This window comes from Achromobacter animicus (genome assembly GCF_902859585.1).
GTDB classification, from domain to species: domain Bacteria; phylum Pseudomonadota; class Gammaproteobacteria; order Burkholderiales; family Burkholderiaceae_B; genus Achromobacter; species Achromobacter animicus.
The window spans coordinates 143010-162037 of sequence record NZ_CADIJM010000004.1; the positions used below are offsets into that span (position 1 = coordinate 143010).

Sequence of the window (19028 nt, forward strand, 5' to 3'; positions counted from 1 at the left end):
GGATGCAACCGGCAGCACAACGCCGCCATTGCTGGCGGCGCCATTGTGTTTTGTCGAGATCAAACCGGTTCCATCACGCATTGCAGCGGGTGTTGACGCGCCCGCGCATACTGACCGACCTGCGCGATCCGTGTGGCGGCGAGGTCACGGGGGTAAACCCCGCAGACGCCTCGGCCTTCGTGATGCACTTGCAGCATGATGCGCGTCGCCTCTTCCTCGTTTTTATTGAAGAATTTCTGCAGCACTTTCACGACGAACTCCATCGGGGTGTAGTCGTCATTAAGCAGCAACACCTGGTACATCGGCGGCGGCGCAGTACGTGCCGGCGCCTTCTCGACGACCAAGTCATGCTGGGAATCCAAGGTAGAACTCATAGGGCGGGTATTCTATTTAAACTGGGGACGGCAACCACTCAACTTACTGAAAATTACACGCAGAAATACGTAGTATCCATACTTGACTAGGTCAAGAAAAGCGGCGCATTATCCACGCATTCTGGGGTTTTCAATTTACCGAAAATCTGCCAGGAAGCCGGAGGGGGGACAGGGGTCTAGACCACAATGCCCTTCTGTCAACATACGATTCAATGAGGCAGGCCGCATGTCTGATACGACCGCAACCGCCGTCCAAGGGGACAATCCCAAATCGACGGGCACCGTCAAATGGTTCAACGATGCAAAGGGGTTTGGCTTCATTACGCCCGACGATGGCGGTGAAGATCTGTTCGCCCACTTCTCGTCCATCCAGATGAATGGTTTTAAAACCCTGAAAGAAGGCCAGAAAGTGGCCTTCGAGATTATCCAGGGGCCTAAAGGAAAACAGGCGCTCAATATTACGGCTGCCTGAGTTACCCTTTAAAGCGCAACGGTAAGGTTGCGCCATTATCCAGGCGGGGCTTTCGGGCCCCGCCTTGTTATTTTTCTTAATACTCCGCCGGGCCATGCTGAAGATTGCCGTTTTGTTTCCCATTGTTCGTACGCTGTTCAAAACAACCTTCACCAAGGCATCGTCAGCGGCAAACGCGGGCGGCCGCAAGGCGCCGGTGATCGCCGCCGCCGCCATCGCGATCGCAGCCGCCCTGCCCCTGCCCGCCAGCGCCCAGCAACAGACCGGCCCGCAGCCGCGTCTGCCCACGACGCAATTGTCGGCCGGAATCCATATTATCCGCGCAGAAGTTGCAAACACGGACGCCACGCGGCGCGACGGTCTGATGTTCCGCAGGGAGCTGCCGGGCAACGACGGCATGCTGTTCGTCTTCGACCAGCCGGACGTGCAGTGCTTCTGGATGCGCAACACGCTGCTGCCCCTGTCGATTGCCTTTATCGCCGACGACGGCACGATCGTCAACATTGAAGACATGGCGCCGCAGACCGAAGACCCGCATTGCGCAAAGAAGCCGGTGCGCTACGCGCTGGAAATGGCGCAAGGGTGGTTCGGCAAGCACGGCATCACTGCCGGGAAAAAGCTCGACGGCCTGCCCTGACGCCTTCCGGCAGACCTCCCCAGCAGGTAATGACAAAGGGAGCCCGAGGGCTCCCTTGTTGTTTGCCGGACAGCGCGACGCGCGCCGCCGGCCGTACCACGCGCCTTACACGCGTTCGATGATCAGCGCGATGCCTTGGCCGACGCCGATGCACATCGTGCACAGCGCGTAGCGGCCGCCGGTGCGATGCAGCTGGTTGATGGCCGTGGTGGCCAGACGCGCGCCGCTGGCGCCCAGCGGGTGGCCCAGGGCGATCGCGCCGCCGTTGGGGTTCACGCGCGGGTCGTTGTCGGCGATGCCAAGCTGGCGCAGCACAGCCAGACCTTGCGCGGCGAACGCTTCGTTCAGTTCGATCACGTCCATCTGATCCAGCGTCAGGCCGGTCTGAGCCAGCACCTTCTGCGTGGCGGGCGCTGGACCGATGCCCATGATGCGCGGCGCGACGCCAGCGGTTGCCATGCCGACGACGCGGGCACGCGGGGTCAGGCCATGGCGGGCGGCAGCCTTTTCATCGGCCAGCAGCAGCGCGGCGGCGCCGTCGTTCACGCCCGACGCGTTGCCGGCCGTGACGCTGCCGCCTTCGCGGACCACGCCCTTGAGCTTGGCCAGCGATTCCAGCGACGTTTCACGCGGGTGCTCGTCCTTGGAGACGATGATCGGGTCACCCTTTTTCTGGGCGATCGACACGGGCACGATCTCGGCGTCGAAGAATCCTTCCTTCTGGGCGCGCGCGGTCTTTTCCTGGCTGGCCAGCGCGAACAGATCCTGGTCGGCGCGGCTGATGTTGAAATCGTCGGCGACGTTTTCGGCGGTCTCGGGCATCGAGTCCACGCCGTACTGCGCCTTCATCAGCTTGTTGATGAAACGCCAGCCGATGGTGGTGTCATAAATGGCGGCGCTGCGCGAGAAGGCGCTGTCGGCCTTGCCCATGACGAACGGGGCGCGGCTCATGCTTTCCACGCCGCCGGCCAGCATCAGGCCGGCTTCTCCGGCGCGGATGGCGCGCGCGGCGGTGCCGATGGCGTCCAGACCCGAGCCGCACAAGCGGTTGACCGTGGCGCCGGGCACTTCGACCGGCAGGCCGGCCAACAGCGTGGCCATGCGGGCCACGTTGCGGTTGTCTTCGCCCGCCTGGTTGGCGCAACCCATGATGGCGTCGTCGAGTTCTTCCCAGCGCACGCCAGGATTGCGCGCCGCCAGCGCCTTGATGGCTACGGCAGCCAGATCGTCGGGCCGCACGGAAGCCAGCGCACCGCCGTAGCGGCCGAAGGGGGTACGAATCGCATCACAGATAAAGGCATTCACGGTCATGGGAAGCTCGAAGTGAAGTGAAAGAACTCGGGATCGGACGATGTTAACGCAGCGGTTTCGCGCCAAGTTGGTGCGTTACCCGGATGTCCGCAGAACGGACAGTGTCCAGTAGACGTTCACATTGGACCGGCTCGGGCGTGCACGGAACCGGGCAGCCATGCCCGGGATCAGTGCGCGCCGGCCTTGGCCGCGCGGCCCGCGTCGACGATGGCCTGACGGCGGAAACGGCCGGCCGCCAGATGGTAGAACGGTTGCGGGCAGAACTGGCGCGACACGCCCGACGCCAGCAACGACCCGACCAGCAACCAGAACAGCATCGGCTGGCTGCCCGTCATTTCCATCACCACGACGCTCGCCGTCAAGGGCGCCTGGGTAGCGGCCGCCAGAAAGGCCGCCATGGACAGCAGCACCAGCACGCGCTGGTCGACGCCCTCGCCTGCCAACTCCCAGATGTGATGGCCGATGCCCGCGCCCGTGGTGAGCGCCGGCGTGAAGATGCCGCCGGGAATGCCCGCCCAATAGGACGCGACGGTGGCCGCCAGCTTGGCCAAGCCAAAGCCGTCCGGCACCGCGTCCTTGCCGTTGAGCAGGTCAGCCGCGACGGCGTAGCCGGTGCCGTACACGCTGCCCGCGGTGCACAGGCCGATCACCGCCAGCGCCAGACCCATGATGAACGCCGTCCAGATCGGATGCGTCCGGATCCACGCGCGCCACGACTGCGGCGCCGCGCCGATCGGCCCCTTGCCCAGCAGGCGGGCGAAGATGCCGCCCAGCGCGCCGTTGAGGGCGCCGCAGATAACGATCCACATCACCATGTTCTGCGACAGGGGCGCGCCGGCAAAGACGCCGAAATAAGGATTGTTGCCTTCCACCGCCACCACCAGGAACCCGGCGGCCAGCACGCCGATCAGCACCAGCCGCTGCCAGCGCAGCACGGTGCCGCGCCCCAGTTCCTCGATGGCGAAGATCACGCCGGCCAGCGGCGCGTTGAAGGCCGCCGCCAGGCCGCCGGCGGCGCCCGCTGCGATCAGCTCGTTGGCGTGAAAGCCGCGCAACTGCAAGCCGCGGCGTTTCCAGAAATCGCCCCACGCCAGCATCAGCGCCGCGCCGACCTGCACGGAAGGCCCCTCGCGGCCGATCGACGCGCCGCACAGCATGCCGAAGAACGCCAGCGGTATCTTCCAAAGGCTTTGGGCCAGCGACACCAGGCTGTTCTGGCTGGGGCCCGGCGGCAGCGACAAGGCGCCGATGACTTGCGGAATGCCGCTGCCGGAAGCGTTGGGCGCGAAACGCAGCGTGAGCCAGCGCAGCGCGGCCAGCCCAAACGGCATGACCAGCAACGCCAGCCAGCCGTTGTAGACGACCCACTGGCGGTTCCAGGCCAGCGCCTTGTCGGCCAGATAGGTAAAGCCCAGCGACATGAGCGCCACCAACGCGGCGCCGCCGAGCAACAGCCCGAGCTGCACGCTCTTCCTGGACAGACGGTTGATCTGGCGCACCTTGCGGCGCGCCAGCCGGCGTGTTCGGGCGATGACGCGACGGACGGGGTCGGGCAGACTCATGGACGGGGACAGGGCGGCGTGGGGAGGTTGCCAACCTTACCATCCCATCCTGACCCGTAGCCGAAAGAATGCAGCGTTGCGCACGCGCAAGCGCGGACGGGAACGGCCGGTCAATGGCCGTCCTTCACGACGCGGCAAGGCTTCAGAACGACGACCACTCGTCCTGCGAAGCGCCTGCCAGCGCGGGCCGGGCCTGCGCCGCACGGGCTGCCGGCGCGGCGGGCTTGCGCACCGCCACGCGTTCGGCCGGCAGCAGCCGGGCTTGCGCCTGAACCGCAGATCCACTGCCTGCATCCACCTTGAAGCGGCGCACTTCCTGCGCCAGACGTGTGGCCTGCTCCTGCATGCTGGCCGCGGCGGCCGCGGCTTCCTCGACCAGGGCGGCGTTCTGCTGAGTCACCGTGTCCATCTGCGAGACGGCCTGGTTCACCTGCCCGATGCCGGTCGATTGCTCTTCCGATGCGCCCGAGATCTCGCGCACCAGCGTCGCGACCTGGCGCACGCTGTCCACGACTTCGCGCATCGTGCGTCCGGCCTCGTCGACCTGACGCGAGCCGCCTTCGACGCGCGTCACGGATTCGTCGATCAGGGCCTTGATTTCCTTTGCAGCCACAGCGGAACGCTGGGCCAGCGTGCGCACCTCGCCCGCCACGACCGCGAAGCCGCGGCCCTGCTCGCCCGCGCGCGCCGCTTCCACGGCGGCATTGAGCGCCAGGATGTTGGTCTGGAACGCGATGCCGTCGATCACGCCCGTGATGTCGGCAATGCGGCGCGAACTGTCCGAGATCGCGCTCATGGTCTGCACGACACCCTCGACCACCTCGCCGCCGCGCACGGCGACGTTCGACGCCTGGCTGACCAGGCGGTCGGCCTCGCTGGCGTTGTTGGCGTTCTGCTGCACCGTGCTGGTCAGCTCTTCCATCGAGGCCGCGGTTTCCTCGAGCGAAGATGCCTGCTCTTCCGTGCGTTGCGACAGATCGGCGTTGCCCTGCGCGATCTGCGACGACGCCGACGCAATGTTTTCACAGCCGTCGCGCACGTCCTTGACGATGCGGGCCAGGCTTTCATTCATGGCCTTGAGCGCGCCCATCAGATCGCCGGTCTCGTCGCGCGTGACCACGCGGATATCGGTGGTCAGGTCGCCCGCGGCCACCTGGCGTGCGGCCGATACGGCTTCGCCCAGCGGACGCACGATGCCGCGCGTCACCAGCCATCCCAACAGCATGCCAACCGCCACGCCCGCGATCGCCAGGGCGATCATGATGGCGCGAACCGTGTTGTAGAGCGCCGTGCCTTCCGCCACCGAGCGCTCGGCGGCCTTTTCCTTGCTGATGGCCAGATTGGTCATCAGGTCATCGAGCTTCTGCGACGAGGCGATGACGCGCTTTTCGGCCTCGGCCACGCGCGGATCGGTCTGCGTCATGGGCTGCGACTTGGCCGCATCGAAGAATGCGGCCGCCTCGCGCTTCCACACCTGTTCGGTTTCGCCGAACTGCGCGAGCAGGTGCTTGGTCTGTTCTTCGTAGAAATTGGCGGCTGCCTTCTCGCGCAGCACGTCCATGTTCTTGACCGCGTCGTCAAACTGCTTGCGCAGCGCCAGACGCTCCTGGTCGGTCGACGCCCCCAGATACGCATTGCGCGCACGACCTGCGTAGATCAGATTGATGTTGGCTTCCTTCAGATCCGAAATGCCGCGCAATTCGGTGTCGTAAAGCCTGTCATTCATTTCATTGATACGCGACAGCCCCCATACGCCGAAGGCCCCGATCGCACCGCCTATCACCGCCACCAGCAAAAACGCCCCTGTCAGGCGAGCGCCGATGCGCATCCCCGAAAATAACCGCAACATGCTTCCCTTCCCTGTGTGTGCCCCGGCTTGTGGCGGCTTTGCCGCAGCCATGCGCTTCGGGGTGCAAGCGCTGACCGGGGAGGAACGATATCGACGTTTGGGCTAGGGCTTACCCTGAGAAAAAGCCAGTTCAGGCGTCAGTTCCGTGTAATGAACGCGACTGTCGACAGGGTTTTCTAAACTGACTTTTTGCTGAACAAAAGAAAACCCCTCGCCGGGGCGAGGGGTCGTGTTTCCAGGCATGCGGCGCTAAGACCGCATGCGTGCCGGAACCGCCGATCAGGCGAAGTTCTTGGCAGCGAAATCCCAGTTCGCCAGGGCCCAGAAGTTTTCCAGGTACTTGGGACGCGCGTTACGGTAGTCGATGTAGTACGCGTGTTCCCAGACATCACAGGTGAGCAGCGGCTTGTCAGCCGTCGTGAGCGGGGTGGCGGCGTTGCTGGTGTTGACGATGTCGACCGAACCGTCGGCCTTTTTGACCAGCCAGGTCCAGCCCGAACCGAAGTTGCCGGCAGCCGACTTGTTGAAGGCTTCCTTGAAGGCGTCGAAGCTGCCCCACTTGGCGTTGATGGCGTCAGCCAGCGCGCCCGTCGGTGCGCCGCCGGCCTTGGGAGCCAGGCTGTTCCAGTAGAACGTGTGGTTCCAGACCTGAGCAGCGTTGTTGAAGATGCCGCCCGAGGACTTCTTCACGATGTCTTCCAGCGACAGCGTTTCGAATTCCGTACCCGGGATCAGGTTGTTCAGATTCGTGACGTACGTCTGGTGATGCTTGCCGTAGTGGAACTCCAGCGTTTCCTTGGAGATGTGCGGCGCCAGAGCGTCGAGTTCGTAAGGCAGGGGGGGAAGAGTATGTGCCATGTGATGGTTCCTTCTGTTGAGAGCACGATCAAGCCGGTCAATTGTATCGGCAACTCCTGAGGATACCGTGTTAACCCCGCGCTGGCGCGGGGTTAACGGGCACATGCTTATGACTGCACGTTGTTGCGCCCGCGCGCGGCGGCGCGCATGTCGTCACCGCATGGCCTCACCACATGGCGCCACCGCATGGCGTCACTTCACGTAACGCAGCTCCTGCCCGCTACCGGTTTCGACCAGCGCGCCGTCCTTATCCATGGCCAGGACCTTGTGCAGCGGCGCGCTGGCCGCGTCGTCGGGCACGTCGACGTCGATGCGCACGGCCCGGGTAGCGGCGTCGATGCGGGAGACGTCCACCTCGTGCCAACGTCCACCAGACGGCGCCGGCACGAAGACGGCCAGCGCCTTCAACGCGCCCGCCGCGATGGGCACGGAGACGCCGTCCGCCCCTTCCGATTGGCGCGGACCGCCGCCGTAGTCCTGATCGGCCGATGACACCGCCACGTCGATATTGACCGGACGGCCGCGGTGATACACGCGCACCGTCAGCATGCCGGCCTCGGCCGGCCTGGTGTCCGCGCGCACGTTCGCGATGGCGGAGTACGGCCGCAGCGGCGGCGTGTCCAGGAACACCTGTTTGCCGTCGCTGCGCCAGACGCCCCGCGCGTTGATGTCGACAGCGCCATAACTCAGGAAGTACTCGAAGCTGCCGTCTTCCAGAAGCAGCAATTCGCTGCCGACTTCCCGCACGCCGCGCAGGTAGTAATGCCCCGGAATGCGCATGGCTTCCGAAGACTTGCTGGCGGCTTTGGATCCCACGCGCCGGCCTTGCGCGGGCGGCGGCGCGCAGTCCGCCTGCAGCGTGATGCCCGCATCCTGCAGGACGCGCGCAAAAGCCGGATCGGATTGGCAGGCAAGCGCCGTGCGGAACGACTGGCCCGGCGGCGCCACCGCCGCGTCGAAGCGCGCGTGGTGCTGCGCCAGCAAGACCAGCATGGCGGGCTGGCCGGTTTCAAGTGCGATCCACGCAGGACCGCGACCCGAGCCGTCGCCGGCATCAGGGCTGGCGCCGGCGTCGAGCAACGCTTGGGCGAGGTCCCGGCGTCCCAGCCGGATGGCGGCGTTCAGGGGCGTATCGCCGTCGGGCAGCGGCGCATCCAGATCGGTGCCCGACGCCTTCAACAGACGCAATACCTGCACCACAGTGTCATGCCGCGCGGTGACCAGCTCCCGGCTATGCAGCAGCATCGACACGATGCGATCGGGCAAGGTACGTCCATCCCGCGCGCATGACGATGGCTGACCGGTGAAACCGGCCGCATGCAGTGCTGCAAAGTAGCCAGGCTTGTCGATCAGCACGAACTCCCCGTTGTCTGGCATGCACGCTTGCGCAACCGGCTGGCGGTTCAACGCGCTCACGCGACGCACCGTTTCCATGTCGCTGGACGCCACGGCCGCGTTGAGCAGTGCGTACGGGTTGGGCGCGACCGGCAGCCGCGGGTCGTCCAACCGCGCGCCGGCGCGCAGCAGCCGATCCAGCATGGCGGTGTCCTGACGACCGATCAGCCAATACAAAGCGCTCTCGCCGTCCGGCGCGATGGCGGCGGGGTCCGCGCCCTTGGCCAGCAATGCATCGACGACCGCCACCTGGCCCGAGGTCGCCGCCAGGAGTAGCGGCGGCGTGCCGCGCGGATCGTCCAGGCTTAGCGGCCAGGCATCGCGGCCGGCCCCATCCCCGGCTGCTTTATCGGCCGTCTTTACCGCGGGGTCCACGTACGGATTCACCGGCACGCCCGCCTCTATCAGCATCAAGGCCAGCGCCGTATCGCGGCTTTCGAGCGCCTGGCGAATGGCGCTTGCGTCCAGCGTCTTCATGTCGAATCCCGCGTCCGCGAACATGCGCAGCACTGCCGCGCCCTGCCCGCCCGGCTGCCGCAGCAGTTGCGCGACAGGCGAGTCGGCGGCGTTCTGCAGCGCCGCGTGCAGCGCGTCGGGCTTCATCGCCGCCAACAGGGTGCGCAGCAGCGCGGTGTCTCCGGCCCGCACCGCAACCTCCAGCGCCGACCGGCGGTCATAGCCTTCGCGCCGCAAGCCCGGATCGGCGCCCCCGGCCAGCAGCGCCTTCACGACGCCGGAATTGCCGGCTTCGACGGCATCGGCCAGCGGCGTGTTGCCATGCGGTTCTGCGGGATCGCCGTCGACCGGCGCGCCGAGGGCCAGGAGGCGCTGCACGGTCTGCGTGTCGCCGCGCTGGGCCGCCAAGTTCAGGATCGGCCGATTGCCCATCTGGGGCTTGGCGAATATCAGGCCGCCCGAGCCCACTTGCGGGCCGCGTTGCGCGAAGGGCATGCCCGCGCGCAGCAATTGTTCGGCGATTGCGGGGTGTCCGCCTTCGACCGCTGCTTGCGCCGCATCCAGCCACACGTCACGGTCGCCGGTTTCTCCGTACGCCGTGGCCGGGATCGTGCGAGGGCCCACCTCCATCAGGTACGACACGGCCTGCGCATCGCCTTCGTAGGCGGCGAACGCCAGGGCGGTCAGTTCCTCTTCATAGGCAGGCCGGCTGCCCGTGGCGGCCAGCGCTCGCAGCGCCTCTGCACCTTCCGTCAGTTCCACCAGGGGCAACCACGCAAGGAAGTCCGCCGCGGGCCGCGTCTTGCCCTGTCCGTCCTTCAAGACACTTGACGCGGCGGTATCGGCGTCGAGCGCCGCATACGGGCGGCTGGCGCCGGCACCGAACAAGGCCACCACCATGCGCGTCAGGCTCTTGCGGTCGACGAGGCGCGGCAGGTAGGTCTGGCGCACTGCGAATTCGAAATCGCGGTGCAGCAGGAATTCCAGCGGGGTGTTGTTCTGGTCACCCCGCTGGTCGGGGTTGGCGCCCGCGGCCAGCAACGCCTCCATGATGGCCGGCGTGCCGTACAACAGCGCCAGGTGGAGCGGTGGCCGGCGCGATTCGTACGTGATGTCGTTCAGGTCCGGCTTGGTGGCCAGCAGCGCGGCCAGCATGCGCGCGCGGGCCGGCAGGCCGGCCTCGTGCGCCTGGCGCAACCGCGCCGCGTCTTCCGGCGTCATGTCCCAATACACGTACTGCGACCGCAGATCACGTGGCGTCATCACCAAGGCGTGCAGCAAGGGGACGCCGTCACGGGCATAGTCGCCGGGCCGTTCGACCTGCGCCAGCGCGCCCAGGAATGCCGCCTCGTCGTTGCGCCCGGCTGCTGTAAACAGGGCCTCAGTCTCCGGCGTATCGGCGCTTTTGTATTCGCGGTACGGCGACGTGCAGTTGCAATCGGCGGCTGCGGCTGAGGGTGGTGTGACTGAGGGTGCGGTGGCTGATGCCGCTGCGGGGGAAACGGCTGCGTTTTCCGCGTAGGCCACGGAGCCCACCCCGGTCGCCCAGATCGCCGCGGCCAGTCCGGTGGCCGCCCATTTCAGATTTCTGTCGTGGAACATCCTGCCGCCATGATTCGGGTGGAGAGGATTTGCGTGCGATCGCGCCGCGCGCCGTCCCCTGTCGGGGCTCGCGGAAAAACTAGCTTGGGTCGCGCGTGGAACGCGTGGATTGCACCTGGACCTGCGCCCCGCCCTGCGCGAAGCTCAGGTCGAGCGGCTGGCCCGCCGACAGCGCGGCCGCGTCACGAACAATGCGGCCCTCCGCGTCGCGGGCGATCGCGTAACCGCGCGCCAGCGTATTGCCCGGATCCAGGGCGCGCAGTTGCGCCGAGGCGGCGGCAAGGCGATTACGCCGCTGCACCAGCAGGCGGGCATGGGCCTGCCCCAGTTGACGCACGGCGCCCGCCAGACGTTCGGCGGCCCTGCCCGTATCCGGCACGCGATGGCTAAGGCGCTGCGCCAGCAGATTGACGCGCGCGGCGCGCCGGCCTTGCGGCGCGGACCAGGCCGACGCCAGTCGGTATTGCAGGCTGTTCAAGCGCTCGCGCTGGTGTTGCAGGCGTTGTGCCGGGGACACCAACTGCGCGGTGGCGCGGTCCAGGCGTTGCGCTGCCCGCTCCAGCCGGCGCTGCTGGCCGCGCACCATGGTTTGCAGCGTCTGCATGACGCGGCCCAGCAATTCGGCGCGCGGCGCGCAGGCCAGTTCGGCCGCGGCGGTGGGCGTGGGCGCCCGCAGGTCGGACACGAAGTCCACGATGGTGAAGTCGGTTTCGTGACCCACGCCGCTGATGACGGGAATCTCACTGACCGCCACCTGGCGCGCCAGGTCTTCGTCGTTGAAGCTCCAGAGGTCTTCGATGCTGCCGCCGCCCCGCACCAGCAGGAGCGTATCGACCTCGGCCCGCTCGTTGGCCAGACGCAACTGCGCGGCTAGCTTGTTGGCGGCATCCGCCCCCTGAACCGGGGCCGGATAGATGATGACCGGCACCTGCGGCGCCCGCCGGGCCAGGGCCGACAGCACGTCGCGCAGCGCTGCCGCATGCAGCGAGGTGATCACCCCGATCGCACGGGGCAGACGGACGGGCTCGCGCTTGCGGGCCGGATCGAACAGCCCCTCGGAGGCCAGTTGCTCTTTGAGGCGCAAAAAAGCCTCGTACAGATTCCCTAATCCTGCCCGCCGCATGGCGTCAGCCTGGAGCTGATAGTCGCCCCGCGGTTCGTACAGGGAAACGCGCGCCCGGATCTCGACCTGGTCGCCCGCCCGGGGCACGAAGCCCACTGCGCTGGCGCGGCTGCGGAACATGACGGCCCGCACGGAGGCCCGGCTGTCCTTGAGCGTGAAGTACCAATGCCCGGACGCTGCCTGCGTGAAGTTGGAAATCTCGCCGCGAACCCACAGCGCCGGGATGCTGCGTTCCAGCAACTGCCCCACTGCTTGGTTTAGCTGGGCAACTGTAAGGATTTCCCGCGCAAATGCGTTGTTTGTGACTGGGAGCTCAATTGTCATGGGGCTTTCCGATGCGAACCTGTCCACAGGGCAGGCGGAGCGGGGCGCAATGATACCGCGTTCGCAGAAATTTGCACGAACTGCCCAGAAAGCCAGCAAATTCGGTGCAAATCATTGATTTATAAGGACTTATATAGGACACGGCAGTGCGCGCATTTGAAGCAAACAAGCGCAAGCCCCGTGCCCATAAGCCTTCCGGCTGAGTTCTACACAGAATTATCCACAGATTCTGTGGATAATTCGGGTCTTCCCCTGCCTTGCCACATACGCGCCGCACCGTTACAGTTTCGGCTTGTTCAGATGCCACTGTGCGCCGCTTGCGGCGCCTTCGGCTCCTCAGGAGTTGACCGCTTTGCTTTCCATTCTGCGCGAGGCCGGCTGGCCCATCTGGCCCCTGCTGGCGACATCCGTGCTGGGCCTGGCGCTGATCTTCGAGCGCTTTTTGTCCCTGCGCCGAAACCTGGTGATGCCGCGCGGCCTGAACGAGCAGGTCGCCGAAATGCTGCGCAATCACCAGGACACGCCAGACTCGATCCACCGGCTGGAACGCAATTCGCCGCTGGGCCGCGTGCTGGCCGAAGTGATGCGCCACCGCCACTTGCCGCGCGAAGAATTGCGCAACGTGGTCGAAGACACTGGCCGCGCCGTCGCGCATGATCTCAGCCGCTACATTTCCGCCATCGGCACCATCGCCGTCGTCGCCCCGCTGATGGGCCTGTTCGGCACGGTCGTCGGCATGATCGAAATCTTCGGCTCCTACACGCCCGGCGGCGGCGACCCCGCCCAACTGGCGCGCGGCATTTCGATCGCGCTCTACAACACCGGCTTCGGCATTCTGATCGCCATTCCTGCCATGATCGCGCACCGCTATCTGCGCGGCCGCGTGGATGGCTACATCAACGCCATGGAACAGGCTGCATCGCGCCTGATCCGTGCCCTTGCGCCGGCGCGCGCCTCCCGCGAGGCCCGCCCATGAATTTCCGCGGTTCCCGGGGCGACCGCGATGAGCTGGACATCAACCTGATTCCGCTCATCGACGTCCTGCTGGTCATCCTCATCTTCCTGGCGGCCACCACGTCGTTCACCCGGTTCACGCAGTTGAAGGTGACGTTGCCCCAGGCATCGTCCGAACAGGACACGCCGCCCGCGCTGGAAGTCGCGGTCAGCCAGGATGGCCGCTACGCCCTGAACGGGACCCTGATCGACGTCTCCACGCCGCCCGAAATCGCCGACGCCCTGCGCCAGGCCGCGGCCGGCAAGACCGAGCCGCTCGTCATCATCAATGCCGACGCCCAGGCCACCCACCAGTCCGTGATCAACATCATGGAAGCTGCGCGCCTTGCCGGCATCGGCCGCGTCAATTTCGCCGCCCAGACCAACCGTTGAAAACCCGTCGCGCATCACTGCTGGCCCGCCAATGGCAGCGCGGCGGCTGGCTGTCCACCGCCCTGCGCCCGCTGTCCGCGCTGACCGCCTGGGCGGTCGAGCGCAAGCGCGCGCGCTACGCCAGCGGCGCCAAGGTGTCCTACCGGCCGCCCGTGCCCGTGGTTGTGATCGGCAATATCTTCGTGGGCGGCACGGGCAAGACGCCCATGGTGATCGCCACCGTCGAAAACCTGCGGGCCCGCGGCTACACGCCGGGCGTGGTCAGCCGGGGTTATGGCGTCAAGGTCGGTCCCCATCCGCGGGTGGGACTGGGCGACCTGGAAGCCGCTCGATTCGGCGACGAACCCGCGCTGATCGCGCGCGCCACCGGCGCCCCCGTGTGCATCCACCCCAAGCGCGCCCTCGCCGCCCAGGTGTTGCTGCAGGCGCATCCGAAGGTCGATGTCATCGTCTCGGACGACGGCCTGCAACATCTGGCCCTAGCTCGGGACATCGAAATCGTCGTGCAGGACCAGCGCGGCGTGGGCAACCGGCGCCTGCTGCCCGCCGGCCCGCTGCGCGAGCCCGCCAGCCGTCTGGCCGACGTGGACGCCGTGGTCACGAATATCGGTACGCCGGGCAATTCGCTTGCGGTGTCTGACACCCTTGATGCACCGTCGCAGCATGACGGCCGTCTCCCCAGGGTGTCAGACACCGCAAGCAGCCGGCCCCGCCATGTCCAGATGTGGCTCGAACCCGGCCTGGCGCGCCATATCGGGGGACACGCCACGCAGCCGCTATCGGCCTTTGCCGGGCAGACGCGCATCGCGGCCGCGGCCGGCATCGGCAATCCGGAGCGCTTTTTTGCCACGCTGCGGGCAGCCGGCATCACGCTATCCGCGACGCTTCCCCTGCCCGATCACCACGACTACGCTACGTCACCCTTCCAGGCGCTGGACGCCGACGTCATCCTGGTGACCGCCAAGGACGCCATCAAATGCGGCGCCTTGAACGATCCCCGCTTGTGGGAAGTGCCGGTGCAAGCCGCGTTCTCTGACCCGAGGCTCTTTGACTGGCTGGCCGACGCGCTGCGCGCTCTCAAAGAGCGCCCGGGTCGTGGGCAGAACGGTGGCGGCGTAAACCGGGGCCGCAACCCAACGGGGTAACAGGGCGCTTGCCGCAACCCGACGCGCCGCGCGCTGTCCGGCGGCAAAACTGTTTTAGAATCGCGGTCATGGAATCCCGCCTTCTCGACATCCTCGTTTGCCCCTTGTGCAAGGGCCGCCTCGAACACGACCGGCAGCAGGCCGAACTGGTCTGCCGTGCGGACCGGCTGGCCTTCCCGCTGCGCGACGGCATTCCGGTCATGCTGGAATCCGAGGCCCGCGCGCTGGACGACACCGCCGCCCCTCGCTGAACGCCGCATCGTGAGCTTCATCGCCATCATCCCGGCACGCACCGCGTCGACCCGGTTGCCTGACAAGCCGCTGGCCGACATCGCCGGCAAGCCGATGGTCGTGCGCACCGCCGACCGTGCTGCCCTGTCCCGCGCCTCGCAGATCTTCATCGCCACCGATGACGGGCGCGTGCAGCAGGCGGCGCAGGCGCACGGCTTGCGCGCCCTGATGACCCGTGGCGATCACCCCACCGGCACCGACCGGTTGGCCGAAGCGGTCGAGCAGCTTGGCCTGCCCGACGACGCCATCGTGGTGAACGTGCAGGGCGACGAGCCCCTGATCGAACCCGAACTCATCGACGCGGTGGCGGCCAAGCTGCAAGCGTATCCGCAGGCTGACATCGCCACCTGTGCCTGCCCTCTGGCCGATGCCGAGGCGCTGTTCAATCCCAACGTCGTCAAGCTGGTCTGCGCCGCCGACGACCGCGCGCTGTATTTTTCGCGCGCCCCCATTCCCTGGGCGCGGGACGCGCTGGCCGGCGGCGAACGCGTGCTGGCGCAGGGACTGCCCGCCTGGCATCACATCGGCCTGTACGCCTACCGCGCGTCGTTCCTGCGCCGCTTCCCGACCCTGCCGCAAGGCGCGCTGGAACGCTTCGAATCGCTGGAGCAATTGCGGGCCATGGAACACGGCCACGTCATCGTCGTCCATCGGGCGTCGACGCCTCCTGCGGGTGGGGTAGATACCCCGGCCGATCTCGAGCGCGTCCGCTTGATCTACAGCAATCAGATATAAGGGTTATTTCCCATGGCGCAGCCCCGCATTGGCTGCTGCGTTGCGGCATAATCCCCCGGATCACAAAAAATAAACCCCTTCAGGAGCACTCATGCGTCTCATCTTGCTCGGACCCCCCGGCGCCGGCAAAGGCACCCAGGCCGCGTTTCTAACGCAGCACTTCGGCATTCCCCAGATCTCCACCGGCGACATGCTGCGCGCCGCGGTGAAAGCGGGCACCCCGCTGGGTATTGAAGCCAAGAAGGTCATGGACGCCGGCGGCCTGGTTTCCGACGAGATCATCATCGGCCTCGTGCAAGACCGCCTGACGCAGCCCGACTGCGCCAACGGTTACCTGTTCGACGGCTTTCCCCGCACCATCCCGCAGGCCGACGCGCTCAAGAGCGCCGGCGTCAAGCTGGACTACGTCGTGGAAATCGCCGTGCCCGAAGAAGACATCATCGAACGCATGAGCGGACGCCGCGTGCACCAGCCCAGCGGTCGCAGCTATCACGTGCGCTTCAACCCGCCCAAGATCGAAGGCAAGGACGACGTCACCGGCGAGGACCTGGTCCAGCGCGACGACGACCGCGAGGAAACCGTGCGCCATCGCTTGTCGGTGTACCGCGAGCAGACGCGTCCGCTGGTCGACTACTACTCGGCCTGGGCGCAGCAAGATTCCGCCGCTGCCCCGAAGTACCGCAAGATCTCGGGCGTGGGCGCCGTCGACGAAATCAAGTCGCGCCTGTTCGAAGCCGTTCAAAGCTGATCGGCGTCTCGATGGCCCAAAGGCCTTCGGCGCCGGCCGGACGCAGCGCGTTCCGGCCCAGGCCCGAAGGCCTTGTTGCATCCGGCGCCCGGCGCGCCGCCTTCCTTCCCTTGAACTGATCTGGTGGTACACACATGGAAATCGCGAACAAGGTATTCATCGTTACCGGCGGCGCATCCGGCCTGGGCGCCGGCACCGCCCGCATGCTGGTCGAACATGGCGCCAAGGTCGTCATTGCCGACCTGCAGGACGAGCCGGGCGAAGCCCTCGCCAAGGAACTCGGCCAGCGCTACGTGCACTGCGACGTGACGCAGGAAGCCGACGGCAAGAAGGTCGTGGCCGCCGCGCTGGAACTGGGCTCGCTGTTTGGTCTGGTCAACTGCGCGGGTGTGGCCCCCGCCGCCAAGATCGTCGGCAAGAATGGCGCGCACCCGCTGGAACTCTTTCAGAAAGTCGTGTCGATCAACCTGATCGGCAGCTTCAACATGATGCGTTTGGCCGCCGAGGCCATGAGCGCCAATACGCCCGAGCCCACCGGCGAACGCGGCGTGATGATCAACACGGCATCCGTCGCTGCCTTTGACGGCCAGATCGGCCAGGCGGCCTATGCCGCGTCCAAGGCAGGCGTTGCGGGCATGACGCTGCCGATCGCGCGCGACCTGTCCAAGACCGGCATCCGCTGCATGACCATCGCCCCGGGCATCTTCGGCACCCCGATGATCTTCGGCATGCCGCAGGAAGTGCAGGACTCGCTGGCCGCCAGCATCCCCTTCCCCGCGCGACTGGGCCGCCCGGAAGACTACGCCAAGCTGGTCCACAGCATCATCACCAACGACATGCTGAACGGCGAAACCATCCGTCTCGACGGCGCCATCCGCATGCCGCCGAAGTAACTCAGCTTCATGGCCGGTCCGTACGGGCCGGTCCAAAGGGGCCGGCCTTGCAATGCCGGCCCTGCAGATGGCCGGCATTCCGTCCCCATCAACGCGGCGATCCGGCCCGCTTTTCACTTCAGTAGTCTACCCATGAGCCTGTTCCGTTCGGCGGCCACGGTCAGCAGTTTCACCTTGCTGTCCCGCATTTCCGGCCTGATCCGCGACATCCTGGTGGCCCGCGCGTTTGGCGCCGGCCCCATTACCGACGCCTTCTGGGTCGCTTTCCGCATTCCCAATCTGCTGCGCCGCCTGTTCGCCGAGGGCGCCTTCGCCCAGGCCTTCGTCCCCATCCTGGGCGCCGCGCGCAACAACCGCTCCGAAGAAGAAGTCCGCACACTGCTGGACCGCGTGGCCCTGCTGTTGACCGCCGCCTTGATGCTGGTCACGCTGATCGGCATCGTCGCGGCGCCCTGGGTGGTGTCCGCCATGGCCAGCGGCCTGCGGGGTGCGGCGCGCGACACCGAATTCGGCGCGGCGGTCTGGATGACGCGGATGATGTTCCCGTACATCCTCTGCATGTCGCTGATCGCCTTCGCGTCCGGCGTGCTCAATACGTGGCGGCGCTTTGCAGTGCCCGCCTTCACGCCCGTGCTGCTGAACCTGTCCATGATCGGCGCCTGCATCTGGCTTGCGCCGCGCATGGACGTCCCGGTCTACGCGCTGGCCGTCGGCGTCATGATCGGCGGGGTGCTGCAATTGGCCGTGCAATGGGTGGCCCTGGCGCGCCTGGGCCTGACGCCACGTTTTTCGCTGCGCTTTGGGCAGGCCTGGGCCGATCCGACCGTGCAGCGCATCCTCAAGCAGATGGCGCCCGCCACGCTGGGCGTGTCGGTGGCGCAGATCTCGCTCTTGATCAACACCAATATCGCGACGTGGCTCACGCCGGGCAGCGTGACGTGGCTGTCGTTCGCCGACCGCCTCATGGAATTTCCCACGGCGCTGCTGGGCGTGGCGCTGGGCACCGTCCTGCTGCCCAGCTTGTCCGCGGCGCATGCCCGCGACGACCACGGCGGCTACAGCGCGCTGCTCGACTGGGGCCTGCGCCTGGTACTGCTGCTGGGGCTGCCCGCGGCGGTGGGCATGGCAATGCTGTCGGACGGCCTTGTCGCCACGCTGTTTCATTACGGCGCCTTCAGCGCGCTGGACGTGTTGCAGACGCGCCTGGCCGTCATCTCCTACTCTGCCGGGCTGATTGGCCTGCTGGCGGTCAAGATCCTGGCCCCCGGCTTCTATGCCAAGCAGGACATCCGCACGCCCGTGAAGATTGCCATCGCCGTGCTGGTGGTGACGCAGCTGCTGAACGTGATGCTGGTGCCGACGCTGGCCCACGCGGGGCTCGCCTTGGCCATTGGCCTGGGCGCCTGCCTGAACGCGCTGGCGCTCCTGATCGGGCTGCGGCGGCGGGGCGTGTACATGCCGGGCGCCGGCTGGACTGCGTTTGCCCTGCGCCTGATGCCCGCGCTGGCCGGGCTGGCGGCGCTGCTCTGGTATGCGGACACACGGATCGACTGGATCGCGCTGCAAACCCACTCCGGCCAGCGTGTCCTCTTGCTGGCCGGCGTGCTGGCGGCAAGCGGCGTGGTGTACTTCGGAATGTTGTTACTGTTTGGATTTCGCCCCAGGGACTTCGGACGACGCCCGAAGCAGTAATTCCGCCTGTTCGGGCTACATTGCCTTCAAAAAGCCGGCCAAACGCCGGCTTTTCGCATTAATTTCGTCAAGAATTGACAACCACACCGTAATCTTTGGTAAAAAACCTTTATGATTTAAAAATTGCCACTGAGAGGACCCCCTGTAGGCCCCTGCCTGCGGGAAGCATGAATTG

General features: G+C 66.5%; 17 protein-coding genes. 10 read left to right on the forward strand and 7 right to left on the reverse strand.

Annotated features, from left to right (window positions below):
* Positions 1-59: 59 nt before the first annotated feature.
* The gene (clpS, locus tag HV681_RS13045; RefSeq protein WP_175123473.1) at positions 60-374 is read right to left on the reverse strand and encodes an ATP-dependent Clp protease adapter ClpS; all 315 of its coding nucleotides are present in this window, start codon (positions 372-374) and stop codon (positions 60-62) included.
* A 226-nt stretch (positions 375-600) separates the two neighbouring features.
* On the opposite strand from clpS, the gene HV681_RS13050 reads away from it, so the two are divergent.
* Both HV681_RS13050 and HV681_RS13055 read left to right on the forward strand, forming a co-directional pair.
* Positions 601-846 (forward strand): cold-shock protein, encoded by a 246-nt coding sequence (locus tag HV681_RS13050; protein WP_006220277.1) that lies wholly within the window; start codon positions 601-603, stop codon positions 844-846.
* Between the two features lie 94 nt (positions 847-940).
* Positions 941-1483, forward strand: a complete 543-nt coding sequence (locus HV681_RS13055) for a DUF192 domain-containing protein (RefSeq protein ID WP_175123474.1) — start codon at positions 941-943, stop codon at positions 1481-1483.
* Positions 1484-1588: 105 nt separating this feature from the next.
* Here HV681_RS13055 and pcaF read toward each other — a convergent pair whose 3' ends face one another.
* The 6 genes from pcaF to xseA all read right to left on the reverse strand — a co-directional run bounded on the left by pcaF (position 1589) and on the right by xseA (position 11963).
* Positions 1589-2794, reverse strand: a complete 1206-nt coding sequence (gene pcaF / locus HV681_RS13060) for a 3-oxoadipyl-CoA thiolase (RefSeq protein WP_175123475.1) — start codon at positions 2792-2794, stop codon at positions 1589-1591.
* Between the two features lie 167 nt (positions 2795-2961).
* Positions 2962-4356, reverse strand: a complete 1395-nt coding sequence (locus HV681_RS13065) for a chloride channel protein (protein ID WP_175123476.1) — start codon at positions 4354-4356, stop codon at positions 2962-2964.
* A gap of 142 nt (positions 4357-4498) precedes the next feature.
* Positions 4499-6205, reverse strand: coding sequence for a methyl-accepting chemotaxis protein (locus tag HV681_RS13070; RefSeq protein ID WP_175123477.1), 1707 nt, complete (start codon positions 6203-6205; stop codon positions 4499-4501).
* 279 nt (positions 6206-6484) lie between these two features.
* Positions 6485-7063, reverse strand: a complete 579-nt coding sequence (gene sodB / locus HV681_RS13075) for a superoxide dismutase [Fe] (RefSeq protein WP_056324270.1) — start codon at positions 7061-7063, stop codon at positions 6485-6487.
* 192 nt (positions 7064-7255) lie between these two features.
* Positions 7256-10516 (reverse strand): ankyrin repeat domain-containing protein, encoded by a 3261-nt coding sequence (locus tag HV681_RS13080; protein WP_175123478.1) that lies wholly within the window; start codon positions 10514-10516, stop codon positions 7256-7258.
* 79 nt (positions 10517-10595) lie between these two features.
* Positions 10596-11963 (reverse strand): exodeoxyribonuclease VII large subunit, encoded by a 1368-nt coding sequence (gene xseA, locus HV681_RS13085; protein WP_175123479.1) that lies wholly within the window; start codon positions 11961-11963, stop codon positions 10596-10598.
* 352 nt (positions 11964-12315) lie between these two features.
* Between xseA and HV681_RS13090 the strand changes: the two genes are divergently transcribed.
* From HV681_RS13090 to murJ, 8 genes are all read left to right on the forward strand, one after another.
* On the forward strand, positions 12316-12939 hold the full coding sequence (locus HV681_RS13090) for a MotA/TolQ/ExbB proton channel family protein (protein WP_175123480.1): 624 nt from the start codon (positions 12316-12318) through the stop codon (positions 12937-12939).
* Positions 12936-13349, forward strand: a complete 414-nt coding sequence (locus HV681_RS13095) for an ExbD/TolR family protein (protein ID WP_175123481.1) — start codon at positions 12936-12938, stop codon at positions 13347-13349. The genes HV681_RS13090 and HV681_RS13095 overlap by 4 nt, the downstream gene beginning before the upstream one ends.
* Positions 13346-14494, forward strand: a complete 1149-nt coding sequence (gene lpxK, locus HV681_RS13100; protein ID WP_175123482.1) for a tetraacyldisaccharide 4'-kinase — start codon at positions 13346-13348, stop codon at positions 14492-14494. Before HV681_RS13095 ends, lpxK begins: the two co-directional genes overlap by 4 nt.
* A gap of 68 nt (positions 14495-14562) precedes the next feature.
* Entirely contained in the window at positions 14563-14745 is a 183-nt protein-coding gene (locus tag HV681_RS13105; protein ID WP_175123483.1) for a Trm112 family protein, read from the forward strand.
* Positions 14746-14755: 10 nt separating this feature from the next.
* Entirely contained in the window at positions 14756-15520 is a 765-nt protein-coding gene (gene kdsB, locus HV681_RS13110) for a 3-deoxy-manno-octulosonate cytidylyltransferase (RefSeq protein ID WP_175123484.1), read from the forward strand.
* Between the two features lie 91 nt (positions 15521-15611).
* Positions 15612-16268, forward strand: a complete 657-nt coding sequence (gene adk / locus HV681_RS13115) for an adenylate kinase (protein WP_175123485.1) — start codon at positions 15612-15614, stop codon at positions 16266-16268.
* A gap of 134 nt (positions 16269-16402) precedes the next feature.
* Positions 16403-17161: a 3-hydroxyacyl-CoA dehydrogenase gene (locus HV681_RS13120; RefSeq protein WP_175123486.1), complete on the forward strand. Its 759-nt coding sequence runs from the start codon at positions 16403-16405 to the stop codon at positions 17159-17161.
* 132 nt (positions 17162-17293) lie between these two features.
* The gene (gene murJ / locus HV681_RS13125) at positions 17294-18853 is read left to right on the forward strand and encodes a murein biosynthesis integral membrane protein MurJ (RefSeq protein ID WP_175123487.1); all 1560 of its coding nucleotides are present in this window, start codon (positions 17294-17296) and stop codon (positions 18851-18853) included.
* The last annotated feature ends 175 nt before the right edge of the window (positions 18854-19028 follow it).